The sequence below is a fragment of the Pseudomonas sp. Ma2-10 genome (assembly GCF_054330215.1).
Genome location: NZ_JBTEYL010000001.1, coordinates 242,111 through 268,387, shown reverse-complemented (window position 1 = coordinate 268,387; position 26,277 = coordinate 242,111). Strand labels below are relative to the sequence as shown.

Here is a 26,277-nt window from a genome sequence, read left to right as displayed (position 1 = left end):
CGCCCCGCGTCATAAGCGGGCGGCGTGATGCTGAACAAATACCCTCTGTGGAAATACATTCTGATCCTGGCGGTGCTGGCGGTCGGTCTGATTTATTCCGCTCCCAATCTATATCCTGATGACCCGGCCATTCAGGTCAGCGGTGCAAGCACTGCGCTGCAAGTGACTCAGGCTGATCTGGATCGTGTGGGCACAGCGCTCACGGAATCCGGGATCAACGTCAAGGCTGCCACCCTGGCAGTAAACGGCAAGGGTGGTTTGATTCGTCTGGCCAAGGCTGAAGATCAGCTGCCTGCCAAAGACGTCGTGCGCAAGGCATTGGGTGATGACTACGTCGTTGCACTGAACCTGGCACAAACCACCCCTCAATGGCTGCGCAGCCTGGCCGCGCACCCGATGAAGCTGGGTCTGGACTTGTCCGGTGGTGTGCACTTCCTGCTGGAAGTGGACATGGACAAAGCCCTCGATGCACGCCTGAAAGTCTACGAAGGCGACGTCAAGAGCCTGTTGCGCAAAGAACGTCTGCGCTATCGCAGCTTGCCGCAACTCAACGGTGCCATTCAGCTGGGCTTCGCTGATGAAGCAATCCGCGACCAAGCCCGTACGCTGATCCGCAAGAGCTTCAACGATTTCGATATTGTTCCGGCCGACCTCAATGGCCAACCGGTACTGCGTCTGGCGATGACCCCGGCCAAGCTGGCGGAAATCCGTGAATACTCCATCAAGCAGAACTTGACCACGGTACGTAACCGCGTCAACGAGCTGGGTGTTGCCGAGCCAATCGTTCAGCGCCAGGGCGCCAACCGCATCGTGGTTGAGCTGCCGGGCGTGCAGGACACCGCCGAAGCCAAGCGTATCCTCGGCAAGACGGCCAACCTTGAATTCCGTCTGGCTGCTGAGCCGGGCGCTTCGAAAGCCACTTCCGAATCCTTCGAGTTCCGTGAAGGCAATCGTCTGCCAGCACAGATCGAGCGTGGCTTGATCATCACGGGCGACCAGGTGACTGACGCCAAGGCTGGCTTCGACGAGCACGGCACGCCAGAAGTGAACATCCGTCTGGATGGTCATGGTGGCGAGTTGATGAGTCGTGCGACTCGCAGCAACGTCGGTCGCAGCATGGCGGTGATCTTTATCGAGCAACGTCCGGTTACCACTTACGTCAAGCAAGTGGTTAATGGCGTCGAGAAAGACGTGCCGGTCCAGACGTTCAAGGAAGAGAAAAAGATCATCAGCCTGGCGACCATCCAGTCGCCGCTAGGTGCTCAGTTCCGTATCACTGGCCTGAACGGTCAGGGCGAGTCGTCTGAGCTGGCGCTGCTGCTGCGCGCTGGTGGTCTGGCTGCACCGATGTACTTCGCTGAAGAGCGCACCATTGGTCCAAGCCTGGGTGCCGATAACATCATCAAAGGTGTCGATGCGTCGCTGTGGGGCATGCTGTTCGTCTCGCTGTTTATCATCGCCATCTATCGCTTCTTCGGCATCATCGCCACCGTCGCTCTGGCGGTGAACATGGTGCTGCTGCTCGCCCTGATGTCGCTGCTGGGTGCAACACTGACCCTGCCGGGTATCGCCGGTATCGTGTTGACCATGGGTATGGCCGTCGACGCTAACGTTCTGATCTTCTCGCGGATACGTGAAGAGATCGCCGCCGGCATGACCGTACAGCGGGCAATCAATGAGGGCTTCGGTCGGGCATTCACTGCGATTATCGACGCCAACCTGACCACGCTGTTGGTAGGCGGGATTCTCTTTGCAATGGGCACAGGCCCGGTCAAAGGTTTCGCTGTGACCATGTCCCTCGGGATCTTTACCTCGATGTTCACGGCCATTTTGGTGACCCGCGGAATGGTCAACCTGATCTTCGGTGGTCGTGACTTCAAGAAGTTGTGGATTTAAGGGGCTGCCATGTTACGTACAATCAACTTCATGGGCGTTCGCAACGTTGCGTTCGGCGTCACATTGTTCCTTACGGTGCTGGCATTGTTCAGCGTCGCCACCAAGGGCTTGAACTGGGGCCTGGATTTCACCGGCGGTACGCTCATCGAGCTGAACTACGAGCGTCCGGCCGATGTTACCAAGGTGCGTGAGCAGCTGGTAACAGCGGGTTATCAAGATGCGATCGTGCAGAGCTTCGGTGCAACCACCGATTTGCTCGTGCGCATGCAGGGTGAAGATCCGCAGCTGGGTCATCAAGTGGCGGAAGCGCTGCAGAAAGTCGGTGGCGACAACCCGGCGATGGTCAAACGGGTCGAGTACGTGGGCCCGCAGGTCGGTGAAGAGCTGCGCGATCAGGGCGGCCTCGGCATGCTGATGGCGCTGGGTGGCATCCTGATCTACCTGGCTTTCCGCTTTCAGTGGAAGTTCGCGGTCGGCGCCATCGTTTCTTTGATTCACGACGTGATCGTGACCATCGGTATTCTGTCGTTCTTCCAGGTCACCTTCGACCTGACGGTGCTGGCGGCGGTGCTAGCGATCATTGGTTACTCGCTCAACGACACCATCGTGGTATTCGATCGGGTTCGTGAGAACTTCCGTGTGCTGCGCAAGGCGTCCTTGGTCGAGAACATCAACATCTCGACTACCCAGACCCTGCTGCGGACCATGGCAACGTCGATCTCTACTTTGCTGGCGATCTCGGCCCTATTGTTCTTTGGTGGGGACAACCTGTTCGGCTTCTCTATCGCACTGTTTATCGGTGTGTTGGCGGGTACGTACTCGTCGATCTACATCGCCAACGTCGTGCTGATCTGGCTGAACCTGAGCACCGAGGATCTGATTCCTACAGTGGCTTCTGATAAAGAAGTCGACGACCGCCCATAACGGCTATCGTTTTCCAGCTGTCGGCCGAAAAGGCGCGAGTATTGAACTCGCGCCTTTTTTTATGCTCCAAGGCTGGGAGAAGCGCGGGCTTGTCCCGCATGAAATGATCAGGAGGTTCATGTGAACAAGTCGTTGCTGGTTGGTGCGGTATTGGGTGCTGTCGGTGTAACTGCCGGGGGTGCTGTTGCCACCTATAGCCTGGTTAAAAGCGGCCCTGAGTATGCGCAAGTGCTAGCCGTTGAACCGGTCAAGACGCAAATCAAAACGCCACGTGAAGTGTGCAAGGACGTTGCAGTAACCCGGCAAGCGCCGGTGAAAGATCAACATCAGATCGCTGGTACCGTATTGGGTGCCGTGGCAGGTGGTTTGCTCGGCAATCAGATCGGTGGCGGCACCGGCAAGAAGATTGCCACCGTGGCGGGTGCAGTTGGCGGTGGTTATGCGGGCAACAAGGTCCAGGAAGGTATGCAGAATCGTGATACCTACACCACGACTCAAACGCGGTGTAACACTGTGAATGACATCAGTGACAAGGTCGTAGGGTATGACGTCCGTTATTCACTGGATGGCAAGGAAGGCAAGGTGCGGATGGATCGCGATCCGGGCAACCAGATTCCGGTCGACAAGGAAGGTAAATTGATCCTGTCGCAGAACGAGCCGGCTCAGTAAATAGCTGAAATTCAAATACAAAAAAAGCACCCTTCGAGGTGCTTTTTTTGTGGCTGCTCGATTAGCGTTTCAGCGAGGCCGGCAGGTGCGGCTGGATGGCCGTCAGTACTGCTTTGAAGCATTTGGTGTTACCGGCAACGACATGGCCTTTCTCAAGGAAGTCGTGACCGCCGGTGAAGTCGCTCACCAGGCCGCCTGCTTCCTGAATCAGCAGGGCGCCTGCAGCCATGTCCCACTCGGACAGGCCCGACTCCCAGAATGCGTCGAAACGGCCGGCCGCTACGTAAGCCAGGTCCAGGCTCGCCGAGCCGGCGCGGCGGATGCCGGCAGTCTGGCCAACCAAGGCGCGGAACATGCCCAGGTAGTTGTCGAGGTTGTCCATTTGGTCATCGCGGAACGGGAAGCCGGTACCCAGCAGGGCGCCGTCCAGACTGGTGCGGCCGCTGACGCGCAGGCGGCGACCGTTCAGTTGAGCGCCACGACCACGGCTGGCGGTGAATTCTTCCTGGCGAACCGGGTCCAGAACAACAGCGTGTTCCAGGCGACCGCGGTATTTGCAGGCGATGCTGACAGCGAAGTGAGGAATGCCGCGCAGGAAGTTGGTAGTGCCGTCCAGTGGGTCGATGATCCACAGGTAGTCTTCGCCTTCGCCGCTACCAGGGTGCATGCCGGTTTCTTCGCCGAGAATGCCGTGGGTAGGGTAGGCCTTGCGCAGCGCGTCAATGATTTTCTGCTCGGCGGCGCGATCCACCTCGGATACATAATCCTTGGCGTCTTTTTCGTCGACCTTGATGGTATCCAGGCGCTCGATGGAGCGGAAGATCAATTCACTGGCGCTGCGGGCGGCGCGCAGCGCGATATTCAGCATGGGCTGCATGGATGTGTCACCTAAGGTTGTTAAAGAAAGCCGGGCATTCTATCAGAAAGTTTCTTCAGGTGAAGGTCAGTGTTCGCTTTCGTAGCTTAACGGTAGGTTGAGCTGTAAGATTCTGCTCCCCACTAAAGTGTTCGAGAGCGCCTCCCTTGCTGCAAAACATTCGTGTCGTCCTGGTCAATACCAGCCATCCCGGGAATATCGGCGGGGCTGCGCGTGCCATGAAGAACATGGGACTGTCGCGGCTGGTGCTGGTCGAACCGCGGTTGTTCCCGCATCACGAAGCCGATGCTCGTGCTTCCGGTGCCGGTGACATCCTTGAAAACGCGCAAGTCGTCGCCACCTTGGAAGATGCCTTGGTCGGCTGCAATCTGGTGCTCGGCACCAGCGCCCGTGACCGTCGCATTCCCTGGCCGTTGCTCGATCCTCGCGAATGCGGCCTGAGGGTTGTGGAAGAGGCCTCGCAGGGTGCTGAGATCGCTTTGGTCTTTGGTCGTGAAGATTCCGGTCTGACCAATGAAGAGTTGCAGCGATGTCATTATCACGTGCACATCCCATCAGACCCTGAGTTCAGTTCGCTGAACCTTGGGGCGGCGGTGCAGGTGTTGAGCTATGAAGTGCGGATGTCCTGGCTTGCGGCCCAAGGTCAGCCGAGCAAAGTCGAGAAGGATGAAGTGGCGTCCACCAAAAGTGGTGAGCTGGCGACCATGGATGAGTTGGAGCGATTCTATGAGCATCTGGAGCAAACTCTGGTGACCATTGAGTTCCTTGATCCGGAAAAGCCGCGGCACTTGATGGCGCGCCTGCGTCGGTTGTACGGACGCAGCTCGGTCAGTCGGGCAGAAATGAATATATTGCGTGGCATCCTCACGGAAACCCAGAAAGCGGCCCGTGGCGAGCTTCTTAAGCGGAAGGATTAAAAATGTTCGAGCGTTTGCGTGAAGATATCCAGAGTGTTTTCCATCGTGATCCGGCAGCGCGTAATGCTTTCGAAGTTCTGACCTGCTATCCGGGCATGCACGCCATCTGGATCCACCGTCTGTCGTCGTCCCTGTGGGGTATGGGCTGGAAGTGGCTGGCGCGACTGGTGTCGAACTTTGGTCGTTGGTTGACCGGGATCGAAATTCATCCGGGCGCCAAGGTCGGTCGTCGCTTCTTTATCGACCATGGCATGGGCATCGTCATCGGTGAAACCGCTGAGATCGGCAATGACGTCACTCTTTATCAAGGTGTGACCCTGGGTGGCACCAGCTGGAACAAGGGCAAGCGTCACCCGACTCTTGAGGATGGCGTGGTGGTCGGGGCCGGGGCCAAGGTGCTGGGTCCGTTCACGGTCGGTGCCGGGGCCAAGGTCGGTTCCAATGCTGTGGTCACCAAGGCGGTTCCGGCGGGTGCGACGGTGGTCGGAATTCCAGGTCGGATTATCGTCAAGTCCGATGATGAGCAAGATGCCAAACGCAAGGCCATGGCCGAGAAAATCGGTTTCGATGCCTACGGTGTCGGAGAAGACATGCCTGATCCGGTGGCTCGCGCCATTGGTCAGTTGTTGGATCACCTGCAGGCGGTCGACGGTCGTCTGGAGGGCATGTGTGGTGCGTTGAAGGATCTGGGTAGTAACTACTGCGCCAAGGATCTGCCTGAGTTGCGCGAAGAAGACTTCGCCTGCGTCAAGGATAAGGATGAAAGCAAGGCGGGCTAACTCCGGCCGCTCCCGTCGAAAGCAACTGCTGGCTGTTCGCGGCCAGCCTTTGCTATGATACGCCCGCTCTTTTGCGGGTAATCCTGACTAAAGTACTAGGTCTTATAGTTGACTTAAATACTCGGGAATTGCATACTCGCCCCATTCTGAACTCCGTGGTAATTGTCCATGCGACTGACTACAAAAGGCCGATACGCCGTGACTGCCATGCTTGACCTGGCGTTGCACGCGCAGCACGGGCCGGTGTCCTTGGCAGATATCTCCGAGCGCCAAGGTATCTCCCTGTCCTACCTCGAACAGCTCTTCGCCAAATTGCGCCGTAGCAATCTAGTGTCCAGCGTCCGTGGTCCAGGCGGCGGCTATCAGCTGTCGCGTGACATGCAGGGTATCCAGGTCGCTCAGGTGATCGATGCGGTGAACGAATCGGTCGATGCAACCAAATGCCAAGGCCAGGGCGATTGCCATTCCGGCGACACCTGTCTGACCCACCACTTGTGGTGCGATCTGAGCCTGCAGATTCACGAATTTCTCAGCGGTATCAGCTTGGCTGACCTTGTCACTCGCCGTGAGGTACAAGAAGTAGCCCAGCGTCAGGATCAGCGTCGTTGCAACAGCAAAGCGCCGCGCCTGGACAAGATTGAAGCGTCCGCCGTCGAATGACAGCCAAAGAGCTAGCGGCACGCCAGCCAGCCTGATTTAGGAGATAGTCCATGAAATTGCCGATTTACCTTGATTACTCTGCGACCACCCCGGTTGATCCGCGTGTAGCGCAAAAAATGAGTGAATGCCTGCTGGTCGACGGAAACTTCGGTAACCCGGCGTCCCGTTCCCACGTGTTCGGCTGGAAAGCTGAAGAGTCTGTTGAAAACGCTCGTCGTCAGGTTGCTGACCTGGTTAACGCCGATCCGCGTGAGATCGTCTGGACCTCCGGTGCCACCGAATCCGACAACCTGGCAATCAAGGGCGCGGCGCATTTCTATGCGACCAAGGGCAAGCACCTGATCACCACCAAGATTGAGCACAAGGCTGTCCTCGACACCATGCGCCAACTGGAGCGTGAAGGTTTCGAGGTGACTTACCTTGAGCCTCGTACCGACGGTCTGGTGACTCCAGAGATGGTCGAAGCCGCACTGCGTGACGACACCATTCTGGTGTCGATCATGCACGTGAACAACGAAATCGGCACCGTCAACGACATCGCGGCCATCGGCGAGCTGACACGTTCGAAGGGCATCCTGTTTCACGTCGACGCGGCTCAGTCCACTGGCAAGGTCGAGATCGACCTGCAGAAGCTGAAAGTCGACATGATGTCGTTCTCCGCTCACAAAACCTACGGCCCTAAAGGCATCGGCGCACTGTACGTGAGCCGCAAGCCGCGTGTTCGTATCGAAGCGACCATGCACGGCGGCGGTCACGAACGTGGTATGCGTTCGGGCACTCTGGCGACACACCAGATCGTCGGCATGGGCGAAGCCTTTCGTGTAGCCAAGGAAGACATGGTTGCCGAGAACATCCGCATCAAAGCCTTGAGCGACCGCTTCTTCAAGCAGGTCGAAGGCCTGGAAGAGCTGTACATCAACGGCAGCATGACCGCTCGCGTACCACACAACCTGAACCTGAGCTTCAACTACGTTGAAGGCGAGTCGCTGATCATGGCGCTCAAGGATCTGGCGGTTTCGTCCGGTTCGGCTTGCACCTCGGCTTCCCTTGAGCCTTCGTACGTACTGCGCGCCCTGGGCCGCAACGACGAACTGGCACACAGCTCGATTCGCTTCACCTTCGGCCGTTTCACCACCGAGGAAGAAATCGACTACGCCGCGCAGAAAGTCTGCGAGGCCGTTACCAAGCTGCGCACTCTGTCGCCGCTGTGGGATATGTACAAAGATGGTGTCGACATTTCGAAAATCGAGTGGGCGGCACACTGATTTCAAGTCGCCGCAAACCGGCCCTGTCGAACCGAGGTTCCCAGGGCTTCAAGAGCGACTCTCTGATGAGTGAGGATTAAGAATCATGGCTTACAGCGAAAAGGTCATCGACCACTACGAAAACCCGCGCAACGTCGGCAAAATGGACGCTGAAGACCCGGATGTCGGTACCGGCATGGTTGGCGCTCCAGCGTGCGGCGACGTGATGCGTCTGCAGATCAAGGTTAACGAACAAGGCATCATCGAAGACGCCAAGTTCAAGACCTACGGTTGCGGTTCGGCTATCGCCTCCAGCTCCTTGGCGACCGAGTGGATGAAAGGCAAGACTCTGGATGAAGCAGAGACCATCAAAAACACTCAGTTGGCTGAAGAGCTGGCGCTGCCACCAGTAAAAATTCACTGTTCTGTACTTGCTGAAGACGCTATCAAAGCGGCCGTTCGCGACTACAAGCAGAAGAAAGGCTTGATCTGACTTTCAAGATTTGGCGACGAGTAAGGAGTCACCGATGGCTATCAGCATGACAGAAGCGGCTGCTCAACACGTGCGACGCTCCCTCGACGGGCGCGGCAAAGGTGAAGGGATTCGTCTGGGTGTTCGCACCACAGGCTGTTCCGGCCTTGCCTACGTGCTGGAGTTTGTCGACGAGGTAGTTGCAGAGGATCAGGTGTTCGAAAGTCACGGCGAGAAAGTGATTATCGACCCGAAAAGCCTGTCCTACCTGGACGGCACCGAACTCGATTTCGTCAAGGAAGGGTTGAACGAAGGCTTCAAGTTCAACAATCCCAACGTGCGCGGTGAGTGTGGCTGCGGCGAAAGCTTCAACATCTGAGGCTGCGCGTGGGTACTCCTTGTCATTTCGCTTTATTTGAACTGAAACCGAGCTTCCGTCTGGATCTCGATCAGTTGGCCGCGCGCTATCGTGAGTTGGCGCGCGGTGTTCATCCGGATCGCTTTGCAGACGCTTCCGAGCGCGAGCAGCGGCTGGCGCTAGAGCAATCCGCGAGCCTCAACGAGGCCTATCAGACGCTCAAAAGTCCCCCAAAACGCGCGCGTTACTTGCTCGCCATGGGCGATCGCGAGCTACCGCTGGAGGTCACGGTGCATGATCCGGAGTTTCTTCTGCAGCAGATGGAGCTGCGTGAAGAGCTCGAAGACCTGCAAGACAGCGCCGATCTGGCGGGTGTTGCAGTGTTTAAGCGTCGCCTGAAGACTGCGCAGGATGAACTGAACGAAAGCTTCGCAGCCTGTTGGAATGATGCCGTGCAACGTGAACAGGCCGAACGCCTGATGCGGCGCATGCAGTTCCTCGACAAGCTCACCTACGAAGTGCGCCAGTTAGAAGAGCGCCTCGACGATTAACCCAGTGCCGCTCCGGTCGCACGCCTGATATACAGATAAGTCCTGATAACGATGGCCCTACTGCAGATCGCCGAACCCGGCCAAAGTCCTCAACCGCACCAGCGTCGTCTGGCTGTGGGGATCGACTTGGGCACTACCAATTCGCTGGTCGCTGCGTTGCGCAGTGGTCTTTCCGAGCCTCTGGCTGACGCTGACGGGCAGGTCATCCTGCCGTCTGCCGTGCGCTACCACGCCGACCGTGTCGAGGTCGGCGAGTCGGCCAAACTGGCCGCCGCTACCGATCCTTTGAACACCGTGTTGTCGGTCAAGCGCTTGATGGGTCGTGGTCTGTCCGACGTCAAGCAATTGGGCGATCAACTGCCGTACCGCTTTGTCGGCGGCGAATCGCACATGCCGTTCATCGACACGATTCAGGGCCCAAAAAGCCCGGTCGAAGTCTCTGCCGATATCCTCAAGGTGTTGCGTCAGCGCGCCGAAGCGGCGTTGGGTGGCGAACTGGTAGGCGCGGTGATTACCGTTCCGGCCTATTTCGACGATGCTCAGCGTCAAGCCACCAAGGATGCGGCCAAACTGGCCGGTCTGAATGTGCTGCGTCTGCTCAATGAGCCGACCGCCGCCGCCGTGGCTTACGGTCTGGATCAGCACGCTGAAGGCCTGGTCGCTATTTATGACCTGGGTGGCGGTACCTTCGATATTTCGATTCTGCGCCTGACCGGCGGTGTGTTTGAGGTTCTGGCTACCGGCGGCGATAGCGCTCTGGGTGGCGATGACTTCGACCATGCAATTGCGGGCTGGATCATCGAGAGCGCCGGTCTGTCCGCCGACCTCGATCCGGGTGCGCAACGCAATTTGCTGCAAGCCGCTTGTGCGGCCAAAGAAGCGCTGACCAATGCCTCGGCCGTTGAAGTCGCTTATGGCGACTGGAGCGCCGAGCTGACCCGTGAAGCCTTCAATGCGCTGATCGAGCCCATGCTTGCCCGCAGCCTGAAAGCCTGTCGCCGCGCTGTGCGTGATTCCGGCATCGAGCTGGACGAAGTACACGCGGTGGTCATGGTGGGCGGTTCGACTCGTGTGCCTCGCGTTCGCGAAGCAGTCGCAGAAGCCTTCGGCCGCGAACCGTTGACCGAAATCGATCCGGATCAAGTGGTGGCCATTGGTGCCGCGATCCAGGCCGATACCCTGGCTGGCAACAAGCGTGATGGCGATGAGTTGCTGTTACTTGACGTGATTCCGTTGTCTCTGGGGCTGGAAACCATGGGCGGACTGATGGAAAAGGTGATTCCACGCAACACCACCATCCCCGTCGCCCGAGCTCAGGACTTCACGACTTATAAAGATGGCCAGTCGGCCATGGCGATCCACGTATTGCAGGGCGAGCGCGAGCTGATCAGCGACTGCCGCTCTCTGGCGCGCTTCGAGTTGCGCGGCATTCCAGCGATGGTGGCCGGTGCTGCGAAGATTCGCGTAACCTTCCAGGTCGATGCCGACGGCCTGCTCAGTGTCGCGGCGCGCGAGCTGGGTTCGGGCGTTGAAGCCAGCATCCAGGTCAAGCCGTCCTACGGTCTGACCGATGGCGAAATTGCCAAGATGCTCAAGGATTCGTTCCAGCACGCCAACGACGACAAGGTCGCTCGAGTGTTGCGCGAGCAGCAGGTCGATGCCCGGCGCCTGATCGAAGCGGTGCAGGGCGCCCTCGATGTCGATGGCGAGCGCTTGCTCGACGCCGAAGAGCGCATGGTCATCGAAATGCAGATGCAGGAACTGACCGAATTGATGAAGGGCACCGATGGTTACGCCATCGAGCAGCAGACCAAGCGTCTGTCGCAAGTGACCGACGCCTTTGCTGCCCGCCGCCTGGACTCGACGGTGAAAGCCACTCTGGCGGGGCGCAACCTGAATGAGATTGAGGAATAACGATGCCGCAGGTCATTTTTCTGCCACACGATAAGTTTTGCCCGGACGGCATGGTTGTGGAGGCTGAGCCTGGCACATCCATTCTCGAACTGGCCCACGAACACCATATCGAGATGGAAAGCGCCTGTGGTGGCGTCTGCGCCTGCACCACCTGCCACTGCATCATCCGTGAAGGTTTCGACTCGCTGGAAGAAGCGGACGAGCTGGAAGAAGATTTTCTTGATCGTGCCTGGGGGCTGGAGGCGCAATCGCGTCTAGGCTGTCAGGCACTCGTCGGAAATGAAGACCTGACTGTCGAAATTCCGAAATACTCGCTCAACCATGCAGCCGAAGCGCCGCACTGATTCAAGGAACTGAAATGAGTCTGAAGTGGGTTGATGTGCTGGAAATCGCGATCCAGCTGGCTGAATCCAAGCCAGATGTGGACCCGCGTTACGTGAACTTCGTCGATCTGCACAAATGGGTGCTGGCATTGCCGGAATTCAGCGATGATCCGACCCGCGGTGGCGAGAAGGTGCTTGAAGCCATTCAGGCCGCCTGGATCGAAGAAGCAGACTGAGTCTGCGCCGTATGCAGTTAGGCAATACCCAAGAACCCGCGTATAATTCGCGGGTTTAATTTTTCACAAATTACCGTTTCTGGAGTTACACCATGGCTGTTCAACGTACTTTCTCCATCATCAAGCCTGACGCTGTTGCAAAAAACGTTATCGGCGAGATCACCACTCGTTTTGAAAAAGCTGGCCTGCGCGTTGTAGCTTCGAAACTGAAGCAACTGTCCAAAGCCGAAGCTGAAGGCTTCTACGCTGAGCACAGCGCTCGTGGTTTCTTCGGCGACCTGGTTGCTTTCATGATCTCCGGTCCGGTTGTCGTTCAGGTTCTGGAAGGCGAAAACGCTATCGCTCTGAACCGTGAGCTGATGGGCGCTACCAACCCTAAAGAAGCTGCTGCCGGCACCATCCGCGCTGACTTCGCTGATTCCATCGACGCCAACGCTGTACACGGTTCGGACTCCGAAGCCGCTGCTGCTCGCGAAATCTCGTACTTCTTCGCAGCTACTGAAGTAACCACTCGCTAAGCATTGGCTTATGAGTGAAGGTGAATCCATGACTACATCGACTGTAAAAACTAACCTGCTGGGTCTGACTCAGCTGGAAATGGAAAAATTCTTCGACTCAATCGGGGAGAAGCGTTTCCGTGCCGGTCAGGTAATGAAATGGATTCACCACCTTGGCGTCGATGATTTCGACGCCATGACGAACGTCAGCAAAGCCTTGCGCGACAAGCTCAAGGTCATTGCTGAAGTCCGCGGCCCCGAAGTGGTCAGCGAGGACATTTCCACCGACGGCACCCGTAAATGGGTGGTGCGCGTGGCGTCCGGTAGCTGCGTCGAGACTGTGTACATTCCACAGGGCAAACGCGGCACTTTGTGCGTTTCGTCCCAGGCAGGCTGTGCCCTGGATTGCAGTTTCTGCTCCACCGGCAAGCAAGGATTCAACAGCAACCTCACTGCCGCCGAAGTCATCGGCCAGGTGTGGATTGCCAATAAGTCGTTCGGCAGCATCCCGGCGACCGCCGACCGTGCCATCACCAATGTGGTGATGATGGGCATGGGTGAGCCGCTGCTGAACTTCGACAACGTCGTGGCTGCCATGCATCTGATGATGGATGACCTGGGCTACGGGATCTCCAAGCGCCGCGTAACCCTGTCTACATCGGGTGTGGTGCCGATGATCGATGAGCTGTCCAAGCACATCGACGTCTCCCTGGCGTTGTCCCTGCACGCACCGAATGACGCATTGCGTAACCAATTGGTGCCGATCAACAAGAAGTATCCGCTTAAGATGCTTCTCGAGTCGTGTCAGCGCTACATGTCGTCCCTGGGCGAAAAGCGCGTACTGACCATTGAGTACACTTTGCTCAAGGACATCAACGACAAGGTCGAACACGCGGTCGAAATGAGCGAGTTGCTCAAGAACATCCCGTGCAAGATCAACCTGATTCCGTTCAACCCGTTCCCGCATTCCGGTTACGAACGCCCAAGCAACAACGCGATTCGTCGTTTCCAGGATCAGCTTCACCATGCTGGCTTCAATGTCACCGTACGCACCACCCGCGGTGAAGACATCGATGCCGCGTGTGGCCAGTTGGTAGGACAGGTGCTGGATCGCACCCGTCGCAGCGAACGTTATATCGCCGTGCGCGAGTTAAGCGCCGAAAACGATATCGCACAGAACGCTGCGAACAATAATTAAGAGAGGATCTCTATGCCCCTGCGCTTCGCGCTGCTTTTGCTGTTGGCCAGCCTGTGTGCTGGTTGTGTCCTGTCGGGCGATTTCAACCCGATGAAGACCAGCAAGGGTCGCGATGAAGCGCGCGTTGCCTATGTGCAGCTGGGTTTGGGGTACTTGCAGCAGGGCATGACTGAACGGGCGAAAGTGCCGTTGAAGAAAGCGCTGGATCTGGATGACTCGGATCCGGATGCCAACGCTGCGCTGGGTCTGGTATTCCAGGCCGAGATGGAGCCGGAGCTGGCGGATCAGCATTTTCGCAAGGCGCTGTCTTCCCGCCCCAACGATGCGCGAACGCTGAACAACTACGGCAGTTTTCTTTTCGAAGAGAAACGGTACCAAGAGGCTTACGAACGCTTTGAGCAGGCCGCCGCCGATACCTTGTATCCTGAGCGTTCGCGGGTGTTCGAGAACCTCGGAATGACCGCTTCGAAGCTGGGGCAGCGTGACCTGGCCCAGCAGCAGTTGGAAAAAGCCCTGCGTTTGAATCGCCGACAGCCACGTGCATTGCTGGAAATGGCTGAGTTGTCCTTCGAAGACAGGCATTATGTGCCCGCGCGTGACTATTACGATCGTTTTAGCCTGCTCACCGAGCAAAATGCACGTAGTCTATTGCTCGGTGTTCGGCTGGCAAAAGTGTTTGATGATCGCGACAAGGCCGCCAGTTTTGGCCTGCAACTAAAACGACTCTATCCCGGTACGCCGGAATATCAGCAATACCTGTCGGAGCAATGATGAAAGCGGTGCATCCCGAAGTTGTAGCAGCGAATCGCGTTAACCCCGGTGAGACCTTGCGCCAGGCCCGCGAAAGCAATGGCTGGTCGCTGGCCGAAGTGGCCCTCAAGCTCAACCTCACCGTCAATTCCCTGAGCAATCTGGAAGCCGGCGCTTTCGACAAGCTGCCTGGACATACCTTTGCTCGCGGTTATATTCGCGCCTACGCAAAATTGCTGGGCATGGATCAAACCTTACTGGTCCAGCAGTTCGACCAATCCACCGGCACCGACTCCCAGGGCAGCAACGTTCATAGCCTGGGACGTATCGAAGAGCCGGTTCGGGTTTCCCACACTATTTTGCGAATTGTCAGCCTGTTGTTGCTGATCGCGGTGATTGGTGGTGGTTTTATCTGGTGGCAGGATCAAACCTCACTGCGCGCCAAAGACCTGATTAGCCTGAGCCCGGAGCACGTTGAAGTCGAAGGCGCTGACGGCACCACCCAGATCCATCCGCTGGACGAGCCGGAAGACCAGGCCGTCGCGGAAGGTCAGGCTGACGGTGCAACCGCTCTTGCGTTGCCGCAAGCCGAGACGTCGGATGAAGCGCCGGCTGAAGCTGAAGCGACTGCGCCTGCTGCACCGGTTGCACCAGCGCCAACGCCTGTTGCACCTGCCCACAGCACCGCTCCGGTTGTCGCGACTCCGGCCGCGCCAGCCCCGACTGCTCTTGTTGTATCGACCCCGCCTGCGAGCGCTTCGGTGACGCCGACCATTCCCATTCCCGCTCCAGCAGCGGCTGCGGCGGTAGCCGGCCAGGGCCAGGTGCAAATGCAGTTCACCGCCGACTGCTGGACGCAAGTGACCGATGGCACCGGCAAGGTGCTGTTGAGCGGTCTCAAGCGCAAAGGCGAAAACGTTTCCGTGAGCGGCAAGCCACCGTTTGCCGTGCGTCTGGGCTTTGCCCGTGGCGCGCAGGTCAGCTACAACGGGCAGGTGGTTGATGTCGCTCCGTTCACCAGTGGCGAGACTGCTCGCCTGAAGTTGGGTCAATAAGTCATGCACGGCGAATCTCCAATCAAACGTCGCGAATCCCGCAAGATCTGGGTCGGTAACGTGCCGGTGGGCGGCGATGCGCCTATTGCTGTGCAGAGCATGACCAACAGCGACACCAATGATGTCGCAGCCACCGTGGCCCAGATCAATCGCCTGGAAGCCGCCGGCGTCGATATCGTGCGCATCTCTGTGCCGGACATGGACGCCGCCGAAGCCTTCGGCAAGATCAAGCAACTGGTCAAAGTGCCGTTGGTTGCCGACATCCATTTCGACTACAAGATCGCTCTGCGCGTAGCTGAACTGGGTGTTGACTGCCTGCGAATCAATCCGGGCAACATCGGTCGCGAAGACCGCGTGCGTGCCGTAGTCGATGCGGCCCGTGATCGCGGGATTCCGATCCGTATCGGTGTGAACGCCGGCTCCCTGGAAAAAGACCTGCAAAAGAAATACGGCGAGCCGACTCCGGCTGCGCTGGTTGAGTCGGCTCTGCGTCACGTCGAGCACCTTGAACGTCTGAATTTCCAGGACTTCAAGGTCAGCGTGAAAGCCTCCGACGTGTTCATGGCCGTCGCCGCTTACCGCTTGCTGGCCAAGGAAATCGTCCAGCCGCTGCACCTGGGCATCACCGAAGCCGGTGGCTTGCGTTCAGGCACGGTGAAATCCGCCGTGGGCCTCGGTATGCTGCTCGCCGAAGGGATTGGCGATACTATTCGCATCTCGTTGGCGGCTGACCCGGTCGAGGAAGTGAAAGTCGGCTACGACATTCTAAAATCCCTGCACCTGCGTTCCCGTGGCATTAACTTCATCGCCTGCCCGAGCTGCTCGCGGCAGAACTTCGATGTGGTTAAAACCATGAACGAGCTGGAAGGGCGCCTCGAAGACCTGCTGGTGCCGCTGGATGTCGCGGTCATCGGTTGCGTGGTCAACGGACCGGGCGAAGCCAAGGAAGCTCATATCGGCTTGACCGGCGGCACGCCAAATCTGATTTATATCGACGGCAAGCCGTCGCAGAAACTGACGAATGACAATCTGGTGGATGAGCTTGAACGCTTGATCCGTCAGAAAGCGGCCGAGAAGGTCGAAGCTGACGCAGCAGTCATTGCGCGCGGCTAAGTCGAACGAATTTAAGGATTTATAGTGAGCAAGTCTCTGCAAGCCATACGTGGCATGAACGACATCCTGCCCGAGCAGACTCCCCTGTGGCGTCATTTCGAAGGCACCGTCTCGCGTTTGCTGGATAACTACGGTTACAAGCAGATCCGCATGCCGATCGTCGAGTTCACCGAGCTGTTCAAGCGCTCCATCGGTGAAGTGACCGACATCGTCGAAAAAGAGATGTACACCTTCGACGACCGTAACGGCGACTCCCTGACCCTGCGCCCCGAAGGCACGGCGGCCTGCGTGCGTGCAGTGCTTGAGCACGGCATCACCGGTGGTGGCCAGGTGCAGAAACTCTGGTACATCGGGCCGATGTTCCGCCACGAACGTCCGCAGAAAGGCCGTTATCGCCAGTTCCATCAGATCGGTTGCGAAGTCTTCAATCTCGACGGTCCGGACATCGATGCCGAGCTGATCGTGCTGACCTGGCGCCTGTGGGGCGAACTGGGCATCCGTGATGCGGTCAAGCTCGAGCTCAACAGTCTGGGCACCGCCGAGTCCCGCGGTCGTTATCGCGATGCGCTGGTCGAGTTCCTTTCGGCCCGCCTGGACAGGCTGGACGAAGACAGCCAGCGCCGTCTGAAAACTAACCCGCTGCGGGTTCTTGATACCAAGAACGCCGACACTCAAGCGGTGCTGGTCGACGCGCCGAAAATGGCCGACTACCTAGACGAGGAATCCCGCGTGCACTTTGAGGGCCTTAAGGCTCGTCTGGACGTCGCCGGCATTCCTTACGTGATCAACCCGAAGCTGGTTCGCGGGCTGGATTACTACAGCAAGACCGTTTTCGAATGGGTCACCGACCAATTGGGCGCCCAGGGCACCGTGTGTGCCGGTGGTCGTTACGATGGTCTGGTCGAGCAAATGGGCGGCAAGCCGACCTCGGGCGTTGGTTTCGCCATGGGCATCGAGCGCCTGGTGCTGTTGCTTGAAACCCTGGAGCAGATCCCGGAAGAGATTTCCCGTCAGGTCGACGTCTACCTCTGCGCTTTCGGTGAAGCCGCCGAGCTGGCCGGGCTGGCCCTGAGTGAACGTGTTCGTGATCAATTGCCCAACCTGCGCCTGCAAGTGAATGCCGGCGCCGGCAGCTTCAAAAGCCAGTTCAAGAAAGCCGACAAGAGCGGTGCGTTATACGCGCTAATCCTCGGTGACGACGAAATGGCCCAGCAAGTGGTAGGTTTCAAACCCCTGCGTGGCCAGGGCGAACAACAAAGCATTGCCTGGGATGCGCTTGCTGCACACCTGGCCACCTGCGTCGTGCAGGGTTGAAGCTGTCAAACAGCCGATTTAGCGATTAAGGAGTATTGGGGTGTCGAGTACCGAAGACGAACATCTGGCGGATTTGAAGGACTGGTGGATACGCAACGGCAAGCCCCTGGTCACTGGCGGCCTGTTGGCGCTGGTCATCGTGTTCGGATGGCAAGCCTTTCACAAGTATCAGAGCAATCAGTCGCAAGGCGCCTCGATGCTCTATCAGCAACTGCTGGAAACCACGCTGACGCCAGACGGCAAGCCTGATGCGGCCCGTGTTGCGGACCTGGCCGCCAAGCTCAACAGCGAGTTCGGCGGTAGCGCTTACGCGCAGTACGGCAGCCTGTTCGTGGCAAAAGTCGCGGTCGACAGCGGCAAGCTGGATGATGCAGCCAGCGAGCTGAAAGCCATTGTCGCCAAGCCGGCCAACCCGGCGCTGGGCGAAATTGCTCGTCAGCGTCTGGCGCAGGTGCTGGCCGCGCAGAACAAGGCCGATGAAGCCTTGAAGCTGCTCGAAGGCGATGCCGATAAAGCATTCCTGGCCACTCGCGAAGAACTCAAAGGCGACCTGCTGGTGCTGTTGGGTCGTACCGATGAAGCGAACGCTGCGTATCAAAAAGCCAAGGCTGCACTGTCGGATGAAGCGGCAGTGGGTGGCCTACAAATCAAGCTGGACGACCTGGCCAAAGGGGATGCGTGACGTGATTCGTTGGAAACATGCAGCATTGCTGGCTCTGGCCATATTGGCCGCGGGTTGCAGCAGCAACAGCAAAAAAGAACTGCCGCCGGCCGAGTTGACCGACTTCAAAGAAGAAGTGGTTCTGCAAAAGCAGTGGAGTCGTTCGATCGGTGACGGTCAGGGCGAATCGTACAACATGCTGGTTCCGGCGATCGATGGCGATACCATCTATGCCGCCGACGTCACCGGTGTGGTGATGGCGATGGATCGCAGCAATGGCGACGTCAAATGGAAGAAAGATCTCGAATTGCCTGTTTCCGGCGCTGTCGGCGTCAGTTACGGTCTGCTCCTGATCGGTACGATCAAGGGTGAAATCGTTGCCCTGGACGCCGTCAACGGCGAAGAGAAATGGCGCGCTCGCGTGTCCAGTGAAGTCCTCGCACCACCTGCCAACAACGGTGATGTCGTTGTCGTTCAGACTCAGGATGACCGTCTGATCGGCCTGGATTCCGCTACCGGGACCCAGCGCTGGTTGTATGACAGCACTCCAGCGGTATTGACCTTGCGTGGCACCAGTGCGCCGATCGTTACTAACCGCCTCGCGGTGGCTGGCCTGTCGACCGGTAAAGTAGTCGCTCTCGATATTTCCAACGGCGTGCCGGTGTGGGAACAACGTGTAGCGATTCCACAAGGTCGTTCGGAACTGGAGCGCGTTGTCGATATCGACGGCGGCCTGCTGCTGTCCGGCGGTACGCTGTATGTCGCCAGCTATCAGGGTCGCGTTGCGGCACTGGATCTGGAAAGCGGACGTCAGCTCTGGCAGCGTGATGCTTCCAGCTACGCCGGTGTCGCCCAGGGTTTTGGCAACGTCTATGTGAGCCTGGCTTCGGGCACCGTTGAAGGCGTCGACGAACGTTCCACCACAGCCTTGTGGAGCAACGATTTGCTGGCCCGTCGTCAACTGTCGGCTCCGGAAGTGTTCTCCAGCTATGTTGCAGTCGGTGATATGGAAGGTTACTTGCATCTGCTGAGCCAGGTGGACGGTCGTTTCGTCGGCCGCGAGCGCATCGACAGCGACGGCTTGCGTGCTCGTCCGCTGGTGGTGGGTGACACGATTTATCTGTATGGCAACAGTGGCAAACTGGAAGCCCTGACCATTAAGTAAAGGTTTGACTATGCTTGGGGTTAAACCCCAGGCAGCCCCGTAACACGGGGTTCGCAGCGCCCTCAAGCGCTGCCCCGAGCACCAGCCGCTGCCTAGCAGCGGCTTTTGTATTTTCTGAAATAACGAAGTGGAGAGCCGCATGGTTCCCGTAATCGCCCTGGTGGGCCGACCGAACGTCGGCAAGTCCACCTTGTTCAACCGCCTGACCAGGACTCGCGACGCCATCGTCGGCGACTTGTCCGGTCTGACCCGTGATCGCCAATACGGTGAGGCCAAGTGGCAAGGGCGTTCCTACATTCTGGTCGACACCGGCGGTATCTCCGGTGACGAGCACGGTATGGACGAAAAAATGGCCGAGCAGTCGCTGCTGGCCATTGAAGAAGCAGATGTCGTTCTGTTCCTGGTAGATGCCAAGGCCGGTTTCACCGCCGCCGACCAGATGATCGCTGAGCATTTGCGCAAACGTAACAAGCGTTCTTACGTGGTTGCCAACAAGGTCGACAACATCGACCCTGAAATGGCTCGCGCCGAGTTCGCCCCGTTGGGCATGGGCCATGCGATCCCGATCGCCGGTGCTCATGGTCGTGGCATCACCCAGATGCTGGAAATCGCCCTGAGCGACTTCCCGAAAGACGAAGAAGAGCCGGAAGACGGCGAAGAAGAGATCGTTGCCGAAGGTGAGGAAGCCAAGCGCATTCCTGGCCCAAGCGAAAAAGACGGGATCAAGATCGCGATCATCGGCCGCCCGAACGTCGGCAAGTCCACTCTGGTCAACCGCATGCTCGGTGAAGACCGGGTGATCGTGTATGACGAACCCGGCACCACTCGCGACAGTATCTACATCCCGTTCGAGCGTAACGACGAGAAGTACACGCTGATCGACACCGCCGGTGTGCGCAAGCGCGGCAAGATCCACGAAGAAGTCGAAAAATTCTCCGTGGTCAAAACCCTGCAAGCGATCAAAGACGCCAACGTGGTGATCTTCGTGATGGACGCCCGCGAAGGCGTGGTGGACCACGACCTCAACCTGCTGGGCTTTGCCCTGGAAGCGGGTCGTGCGTTGGTTATCGCGATCAACAAGTGGGACGGCATGACGCCGGGTGAGCGCGACTTCGTGAAGGTCGAGCTGCAACGTCGACTGTTCTTCGTTGACTTCGCCGACATCCACTTCATCTCGGCCCTGCACGGCACGGGCGTGGGCAACCTCTACGCCTCCGTACAGAACTCGTTCAAGTCCGCGGTGACCCGCTGGCCAACCAACCGCCTGACCCAGATTCTGGAAGATGCGGTCGGTGAGCACGCGCCACCGATGGTCAACAACCGCCGGATCAAGCTGCGTTATGCCCACTTGGGTGGTGCCAACCCGCCGATTATCGTGATTCACGGTAACCAGATCGAGAAAGTGCCGAAGTCTTACGTGCGGTATCTGGAAAACACATACCGTCGTGTCTTGAAGCTGGTTGGTACACCGATCCGCATCGAGTTCAAGGGCGGCGAAAACCCGTACGAAAGCAAAAAGAACTCGCTCACCGACCGTCAGGTCAACAAGAAGCGTCGCATGATGTCGCACCACAAGAAAGCCGACAAAAAGCGCCGCGATAAGCGCTGATTCAGGCAAGCGGAAGAGGGCGCCCATGGCGCCCTTTTTCATACCTGCCGTTTGGGCTATTCTCGGGCTCTCCCGCGCCGCCGTAGAGCCGGGTGTAGAGCAGGGAATCACCGATGATCACCAGTAAACTGCCGAATGTCGGCATCACTATCTTCACTCAGATGACTCAGCTCGCGGCGCAAACCGGGGCGCTTAATCTGTCCCAGGGATTTCCCGATTTCGATGCGCCGCAAGCCCTGTGCGATGCGGTCGGTCGGCATATCGCCAATGGCCATAACCAGTATTCGCCGATGACCGGCCTTCCTGCATTGCGTCAGCAGGTTGCGGCGAAGATTGCCCGCAGCTACGGCGTCAATGTGGATGCCGAGCATGAGGTGACCGTCACGCCCGGTGCAACCCAGGCGATTTTTTGCGCCATTCAGGCGGTTATCCACAGCGGCGACGAAGTGATCGTCTCCGATCCGGCCTACGACAGTTATGAACCTTCGGTTGAGCTGGCCGGTGGTCGCTGTGTCCATGTGCAACTGGGTTTGAATGACTTCGCCATCGACTTCCATAAGCTGGGTGAAGCCATTACCCCACGCACGCGGATGATCATCCTCAACACCCCGCATAACCCAAGCGGCGCGCTGATCAGTCGTGCCGAGCTGGATCAGTTGGCAGCGTTGATTCGCGACCGCGACATCTATGTCGTCAGCGATGAGGTCTACGAACACCTGGTGTTCGATGGCATGCCCCACATCAGCGTGCTGAATCACGAAGAGCTGTTTTCGCGTGCTTTCGTGGTCAGCTCCTTTGGCAAAACCTATCACGTCACTGGCTGGAAAACCGGCTACGTGGTCGCACCGTCGGCCCTCACCGCCGAGCTGCGCAAGGTTCACCAGTACGTCAGTTTCTGCGGCGTCACGCCGTTGCAATACGCCTTGGCCGATTACATGGCCGAACACCCTGAACACGTCGAAGAACTGCCGGCCTTCTATCAGGCCAAGCGCGATCTGTTCTGCGATCTGTTGGCGCCGTCGCGCTTCAGTTTTACCCGCGTGGCCGGCACGTATTTCCAGTTGGTCGATTATTCGCAGGTCCGCCCGGACCTCAATGATGTCGAAATGGCGTTGTGGATGACCCGCGAACATGGCGTGGCGAGCATCCCGATCTCGGTGTTCTGCCAAACCCCGCCCGAAGGCCAGCGCTTAGTGCGCCTGTGCTTCGCCAAACGTGAGGAGACCCTGCGTGAAGCAGCGGCAAAACTATGCGTGATCTGAGTGCACTACCCAATCTGAATATTGCGCTGATCCAGACCACCCTGGCCTGGCACGATCGTCAGGCCAATCTGGAGCATTTCGAGTCGTTGCTGGAACAGGCTCGCGGCGCTGACCTGATCATCCTGCCGGAGATGTTCACCACCGGTTTCTCGATGGAGTCCGCGACCCTCGCCGAGTCAGAAAATGGTCCGACCAGCAAATGGCTTCGGCTTCAGGCTGCGAAACTGGATGCGGTGATCACTGGCAGTGTGATCGTCCAGGCGGCTGACGGCAGCCATCGCAATCGCCTGTTGTGGGCGCGGCCGGACGGGGAGGTGTGGCACTACGACAAGCGCCATCTGTTCCGTATGGCCGGCGAGCACCATCACTTCACCCCCGGCGAGCGTCAGGTACAGTTCGAACTCAAGGGTTGGCGCGTGCGTCCGCTGATTTGCTACGACCTGCGCTTCCCGGTCTGGAGCCGCGATGCTCAGGACACCGATTTGCTGCTGTACACCGCCAACTGGCCGGGTGCACGGCGTCAGCACTGGAACCGTTTGCTACCAGCGCGGGCCATCGAAAACCTTTGTTACGTGGCGGCAGTGAATCGCGTTGGTACTGACGGAAAGGGGTTTGCCTACACCGGTGATAGCCAGGTGTTGGATTTCCAGGGCGAGACATTGCTCAGTGCTGGCGAAGCGGATGGCGTGTTTAAGGTCGTTCTGGACGCGGCGGAACTGGCGGCGTATCGCACGCGGTTTCCGGCGAACCTGGATGCGGATACGTTCGAGCTCACGTAACCAATCGTTCCTGCGCGCAGCATGGGAACGATCAACAAAAAGGCCCCTAGGTTTTCACCTAGGGGCCTTTTGCATTACAGCGAAGGCTTACGCCGCTTTCGCTTCCGGCTGGCTCAGCGAGCGGTTAAGCGCGCTGAACAAAGCCTTGAAGCTGGCAGTGGTGATGTTTTCATCGATACCGACGCCGTGCACCGCACGTTCACCATTCACGCGCAGCTCGATGTAGGCCGCCGCCTTGGCATTGGTGCCCGAACCGATGGCGTGTTCGTTGTAGTCCATGATTTCAACCGGAATTGGCAGACCGGCCACCAGCGCTTCCAGGGCGCCGTTGCCCTTGCCACGCCAGTGCAGGTTGGTTTCGCCCTGACCTTTGCCAGAGACTTCCACTTCGACGGCGCTGTGACCGTTTTCTTCCTGCAGGCGATGGCTGACCAGCGCGTACGGGGTGTTGGCCTGCAAGTACTCGCTGTGCAGCAGCGCGTGGATCTGCTGAGCCGTCATCTCGAGGCCCAGACGATCGGTTTCACGCTGCACCACCTGGCTGAACTCGATCTGCATGCGACGCGGCAAGCTGATGCCGTATTCCTGTTCCAGCAGGTAAGCGATACCGCCCTTGCCCGACTGGCTGTTGACGCGGATCACGGCCTCGTAGCTGCGGCCGATGTCGGCCGGGTCGATCGGCAAGTACGGCACTTCCCACAGGGCGTCCGGTTTCTGCTGGGTGAAGCCTTTGCGGATGGCGTCCTGGTGGGAGCCGGAGAACGCGGTGTGAACCAGGTCGCCGACGTACGGGTGGCGTGGGTGCACCTGGATCTGGTTGCATTCTTCGACGACTTTGCGCACGCCATCGATGTCGGAGAAGTCCAGTTCCGGGTGAATGCCCTGGGTGTAGAGGTTCAGCGCCACGGTCACGAGGTCGACGTTACCGGTACGTTCGCCGTTGCCGAACAGGCAGCCTTCAACACGGTCGGCGCCGGCCATCAGGCCCAGTTCGGTTGCCGCAACGCCAGTGCCGCGGTCGTTGTGGGTGTGCAGGCTGATGATCACGCTGTCACGACGGTTGATGTGACGGCCGAACCATTCGATCTGGTCGGCATAGATGTTCGGGGTCGCGCATTCGACGGTGGCTGGCAGGTTGAGAATCATCTTGTGCTCAGGCGTCGGGTTCCAGACTTCGATGACTGCGTCACAGACTTCTTTGGCGAACTCGAGCTCAGTGGCGCTGAAGGTTTCTGGCGAGTATTCGAAGGTCCATTCGGTGTTTGGCTGCTGGGCGGCATATTTGACGAACAGTTTGGCCGCGTTCACTGCGATGGCCTTGACCCCTTCCTTGTCCTGGTTGAAGACAATGCGACGGAAAGAAGGGGAGGTGGCGTTGTACAGGTGAACGATGGCTTTCTTCGCCCCGCGCAGGGACTCGAAGGTGCGCTCGATCAAATCTTCACGGCCCTGGGTCAGCACCTGAATGGTGGTGTCATCCGGGATGTGGTTGCCTTCGATCAGGGTGCGCACGAAGTCGAAGTCGGTTTGCGAGGCGGCCGGGAACGACGCTTCGATTTCTTTAACGCCGACCGACACCAGGGTTTTCCAGAAACGCAGCTTCTTGACCGCGTCCATTGGCTCGATCAACGACTGGTTACCATCACGAAGGTCGGAGCTGCACCAGATCGGCGCGGCGGTAATGGTCTTCGACGGCCAGGTGCGGTCCGGGATGTCGATGGTCGGGAACGCGCGGTATTTCGAAGACGGGTCTTTGAGCATGCTCATCGGGAAATCCTTATTGTGTGGGCCGAAAAAAGGCGGCCTGCCGGTGGATCAAATGTTCTTGGGGAAAAGCGTGGGGCGAGGCACCGCGATTCAGCCTGGCAGTCGTGCACTGACAAGGCACAGGCTGCGGTGCTGGCGAAGCTGAATGAGGGTGTGAGAGGTTTTCATGCCTTCAACCCTAACCGCGAGGATGAAGGATGGCAAGCAGTCGAAAAAAATTGAGATAAATCCTCTAAAAGTCGTGGTTATCGAGATTTTATTGCGGTAGGCGGCGGTGATTGTCTTTATGTTTGCGCGAGGTTTGAGCGATGCGCAATTGAAGGCTTTCGGTGATCGAGCGTGTTGGTGCGGCTATTCTTAAAGCCAGTGAGGAAAGGCTCGCCTTTGATCAGCGAGCCGGACACAGCAAAACAGTGTTGACGGAAAAGCTCAGGGCGCGAAGAGGCCGGTCGCCTCACTCAATATTCAGGGCTGAAATGCACCTATAAAGATAGCCGGATCCACCCGTGCATCATTCAGGCTGACGTTCCAGTGCAAATGCGGCCCGGTCGCGCGCCCGGTGGAACCGACTTTGCCGACTACCCCACCACGGGCCAATTGCTGGCCAAGCTTCACGTCGATTTTCGACATGTGGCAAAACATGCTGATAAACCCCTGCCCGTGGTCGACAAACACCGTGTTGCCGTTGAAAAAATAGTTACCGATCAGGATCACCTTGCCGGCCGCCGGGGTCTTGATCGGCGTACCGGCCGGTACAGCGAAGTCCAGGCCCGCGTGAGGATTACGCTCCTCACCATTGAAGAAGCGGCGAACGCCGAACTTGCTCGACAGCGGGCCGTTGACCGGTTTGTCCAGCAACAGGTTGCTCGGGATGTTTGGGCTGAAGCTGCGGTAAGCCTGGACCTGTTCGGCCAACTCACCCTCAATGCGCTTGAGATTCTTTGGGTTCGGATTGACTTGCTGCGTGTTCTTCAAGGTGATGTGTTGTTCCGGGTACTTCTTGTTACCAACGTTGAAACTCAGATGACGACCGCCACTGCTGATCTGCTGAGTGCCCGGTTTAACCGTCAGCGGCACACCCACAATCGCCAGCCAGTTGTTCTGTTCCTTGACCACCAGCACAGGCTTGCCTTGATAACTGGCTTTCGGCGCCTGCGCAGAGGCACCCAGATCCACCACGGCCACGCCGCCCTGCACCGGTTTGTTCAACAGGCGGGTGATGTAACTGTCGGCGTGGGCATTGAAGGTCAGGCACAGCAACAGCAGCGGAGCTAAAAAACGGGGCAT

The 26,277-nt window shown here is 58.3% G+C and carries 27 protein-coding genes; 24 read left to right on the top strand and 3 right to left on the bottom strand.

Annotated features, from left to right (window positions below; translation table 11 throughout):
- Nucleotides 1-27 precede the first annotated feature (27 nt).
- The 3 genes from secD (at nt 28) to ACXPVS_RS01120 (ending at nt 3,489) form a co-directional block, all read left to right on the top strand.
- Nucleotides 28-1,896: a protein translocase subunit SecD gene (secD, locus tag ACXPVS_RS01130; RefSeq protein ID WP_458508269.1), complete on the top strand. Its 1,869-nt coding sequence runs from the start codon at nt 28-30 to the stop codon at nt 1,894-1,896.
- 9 nt (nt 1,897-1,905) lie between these two features.
- Complete coding sequence (gene secF, locus ACXPVS_RS01125; protein WP_458508268.1) at nt 1,906-2,820, top strand: protein translocase subunit SecF; 915 nt, start codon at nt 1,906-1,908, stop codon at nt 2,818-2,820.
- Nucleotides 2,821-2,940: 120 nt separating this feature from the next.
- Complete coding sequence (locus ACXPVS_RS01120) at nt 2,941-3,489, top strand: glycine zipper 2TM domain-containing protein (protein WP_309674219.1); 549 nt, start codon at nt 2,941-2,943, stop codon at nt 3,487-3,489.
- Nucleotides 3,490-3,550: 61 nt separating this feature from the next.
- On the opposite strand, the gene suhB is transcribed toward ACXPVS_RS01120, so the two are convergent.
- The gene (suhB, locus tag ACXPVS_RS01115; RefSeq protein WP_033061458.1) at nt 3,551-4,366 is read right to left on the bottom strand and encodes a type III secretion system regulator SuhB; all 816 of its coding nucleotides are present in this window, start codon (nt 4,364-4,366) and stop codon (nt 3,551-3,553) included.
- A gap of 146 nt (nt 4,367-4,512) precedes the next feature.
- Between suhB and trmJ the strand changes: the two genes are divergently transcribed.
- The 21 genes from trmJ to ACXPVS_RS01010 all read left to right on the top strand — a co-directional run bounded on the left by trmJ (nt 4,513) and on the right by ACXPVS_RS01010 (nt 23,223).
- Nucleotides 4,513-5,283, top strand: a complete 771-nt coding sequence (gene trmJ, locus ACXPVS_RS01110; RefSeq protein WP_458508267.1) for a tRNA (cytosine(32)/uridine(32)-2'-O)-methyltransferase TrmJ — start codon at nt 4,513-4,515, stop codon at nt 5,281-5,283.
- 2 nt (nt 5,284-5,285) lie between these two features.
- Entirely contained in the window at nt 5,286-6,062 is a 777-nt protein-coding gene (gene cysE / locus ACXPVS_RS01105) for a serine O-acetyltransferase (RefSeq protein WP_458508266.1), read from the top strand.
- A gap of 168 nt (nt 6,063-6,230) precedes the next feature.
- Entirely contained in the window at nt 6,231-6,722 is a 492-nt protein-coding gene (iscR, locus tag ACXPVS_RS01100; RefSeq protein WP_003227911.1) for a Fe-S cluster assembly transcriptional regulator IscR, read from the top strand.
- 50 nt (nt 6,723-6,772) lie between these two features.
- Entirely contained in the window at nt 6,773-7,987 is a 1,215-nt protein-coding gene (locus ACXPVS_RS01095) for an IscS subfamily cysteine desulfurase (RefSeq protein ID WP_458508265.1), read from the top strand.
- Between the two features lie 85 nt (nt 7,988-8,072).
- The gene (gene iscU / locus ACXPVS_RS01090; protein ID WP_003443374.1) at nt 8,073-8,459 is read left to right on the top strand and encodes a Fe-S cluster assembly scaffold IscU; all 387 of its coding nucleotides are present in this window, start codon (nt 8,073-8,075) and stop codon (nt 8,457-8,459) included.
- A gap of 34 nt (nt 8,460-8,493) precedes the next feature.
- Entirely contained in the window at nt 8,494-8,817 is a 324-nt protein-coding gene (gene iscA / locus ACXPVS_RS01085) for an iron-sulfur cluster assembly protein IscA (RefSeq protein ID WP_458508264.1), read from the top strand.
- An 8-nt stretch (nt 8,818-8,825) separates the two neighbouring features.
- Nucleotides 8,826-9,347: a co-chaperone HscB gene (hscB, locus tag ACXPVS_RS01080; protein WP_458508263.1), complete on the top strand. Its 522-nt coding sequence runs from the start codon at nt 8,826-8,828 to the stop codon at nt 9,345-9,347.
- A gap of 51 nt (nt 9,348-9,398) precedes the next feature.
- Nucleotides 9,399-11,261, top strand: a complete 1,863-nt coding sequence (gene hscA / locus ACXPVS_RS01075; RefSeq protein WP_458508262.1) for a Fe-S protein assembly chaperone HscA — start codon at nt 9,399-9,401, stop codon at nt 11,259-11,261.
- Nucleotides 11,262-11,263: 2 nt separating this feature from the next.
- Nucleotides 11,264-11,605 (top strand): ISC system 2Fe-2S type ferredoxin, encoded by a 342-nt coding sequence (gene fdx, locus ACXPVS_RS01070; protein WP_458508261.1) that lies wholly within the window; start codon nt 11,264-11,266, stop codon nt 11,603-11,605.
- A gap of 14 nt (nt 11,606-11,619) precedes the next feature.
- On the top strand, nt 11,620-11,820 hold the full coding sequence (iscX, locus tag ACXPVS_RS01065) for a Fe-S cluster assembly protein IscX (protein WP_008147746.1): 201 nt from the start codon (nt 11,620-11,622) through the stop codon (nt 11,818-11,820).
- Between the two features lie 92 nt (nt 11,821-11,912).
- Entirely contained in the window at nt 11,913-12,338 is a 426-nt protein-coding gene (gene ndk / locus ACXPVS_RS01060) for a nucleoside-diphosphate kinase (RefSeq protein WP_007916882.1), read from the top strand.
- Nucleotides 12,339-12,366: 28 nt separating this feature from the next.
- A complete protein-coding gene (rlmN, locus tag ACXPVS_RS01055) occupies nt 12,367-13,515 on the top strand; it encodes a 23S rRNA (adenine(2503)-C(2))-methyltransferase RlmN (protein WP_458508260.1) in 1,149 nt (382 codons plus the stop codon).
- 12 nt (nt 13,516-13,527) lie between these two features.
- Nucleotides 13,528-14,286, top strand: coding sequence for a type IV pilus biogenesis/stability protein PilW (gene pilW, locus ACXPVS_RS01050; RefSeq protein WP_458508259.1), 759 nt, complete (start codon nt 13,528-13,530; stop codon nt 14,284-14,286).
- Nucleotides 14,286-15,320 (top strand): RodZ domain-containing protein, encoded by a 1,035-nt coding sequence (locus ACXPVS_RS01045; RefSeq protein ID WP_458508258.1) that lies wholly within the window; start codon nt 14,286-14,288, stop codon nt 15,318-15,320. The genes pilW and ACXPVS_RS01045 overlap by 1 nt, the downstream gene beginning before the upstream one ends.
- A 3-nt stretch (nt 15,321-15,323) precedes the next feature.
- A complete protein-coding gene (gene ispG, locus ACXPVS_RS01040; protein ID WP_010457850.1) occupies nt 15,324-16,433 on the top strand; it encodes a flavodoxin-dependent (E)-4-hydroxy-3-methylbut-2-enyl-diphosphate synthase in 1,110 nt (369 codons plus the stop codon).
- 24 nt (nt 16,434-16,457) lie between these two features.
- Nucleotides 16,458-17,747, top strand: coding sequence for a histidine--tRNA ligase (gene hisS / locus ACXPVS_RS01035; RefSeq protein WP_458508257.1), 1,290 nt, complete (start codon nt 16,458-16,460; stop codon nt 17,745-17,747).
- A 40-nt stretch (nt 17,748-17,787) separates the two neighbouring features.
- On the top strand, nt 17,788-18,429 hold the full coding sequence (locus ACXPVS_RS01030; protein WP_458508256.1) for a tetratricopeptide repeat protein: 642 nt from the start codon (nt 17,788-17,790) through the stop codon (nt 18,427-18,429).
- Complete coding sequence (gene bamB, locus ACXPVS_RS01025; RefSeq protein WP_458508255.1) at nt 18,422-19,573, top strand: outer membrane protein assembly factor BamB; 1,152 nt, start codon at nt 18,422-18,424, stop codon at nt 19,571-19,573. Before ACXPVS_RS01030 ends, bamB begins: the two co-directional genes overlap by 8 nt.
- A 139-nt stretch (nt 19,574-19,712) precedes the next feature.
- Nucleotides 19,713-21,182 carry a ribosome biogenesis GTPase Der gene (gene der / locus ACXPVS_RS01020; RefSeq protein ID WP_458508254.1) on the top strand — a complete coding sequence of 490 codons (1,470 nt, stop codon included), beginning with the start codon at nt 19,713-19,715 and terminating at the stop codon, nt 21,180-21,182.
- Nucleotides 21,183-21,295: 113 nt separating this feature from the next.
- Nucleotides 21,296-22,444 carry a pyridoxal phosphate-dependent aminotransferase gene (locus ACXPVS_RS01015; protein ID WP_458508253.1) on the top strand — a complete coding sequence of 383 codons (1,149 nt, stop codon included), beginning with the start codon at nt 21,296-21,298 and terminating at the stop codon, nt 22,442-22,444.
- A complete protein-coding gene (locus ACXPVS_RS01010) occupies nt 22,432-23,223 on the top strand; it encodes an amidohydrolase (protein WP_458508252.1) in 792 nt (263 codons plus the stop codon). The genes ACXPVS_RS01015 and ACXPVS_RS01010 overlap by 13 nt, the downstream gene beginning before the upstream one ends.
- 87 nt (nt 23,224-23,310) lie before the next feature.
- Here ACXPVS_RS01010 and leuA read toward each other — a convergent pair whose 3' ends face one another.
- Both leuA and ACXPVS_RS01000 read right to left on the bottom strand, forming a co-directional pair.
- Complete coding sequence (gene leuA / locus ACXPVS_RS01005; protein ID WP_458508251.1) at nt 23,311-24,990, bottom strand: 2-isopropylmalate synthase; 1,680 nt, start codon at nt 24,988-24,990, stop codon at nt 23,311-23,313.
- Between the two features lie 465 nt (nt 24,991-25,455).
- Nucleotides 25,456-26,277 carry a peptidoglycan DD-metalloendopeptidase family protein gene (locus tag ACXPVS_RS01000; RefSeq protein ID WP_458508250.1) on the bottom strand — a complete coding sequence of 274 codons (822 nt, stop codon included), beginning with the start codon at nt 26,275-26,277 and terminating at the stop codon, nt 25,456-25,458.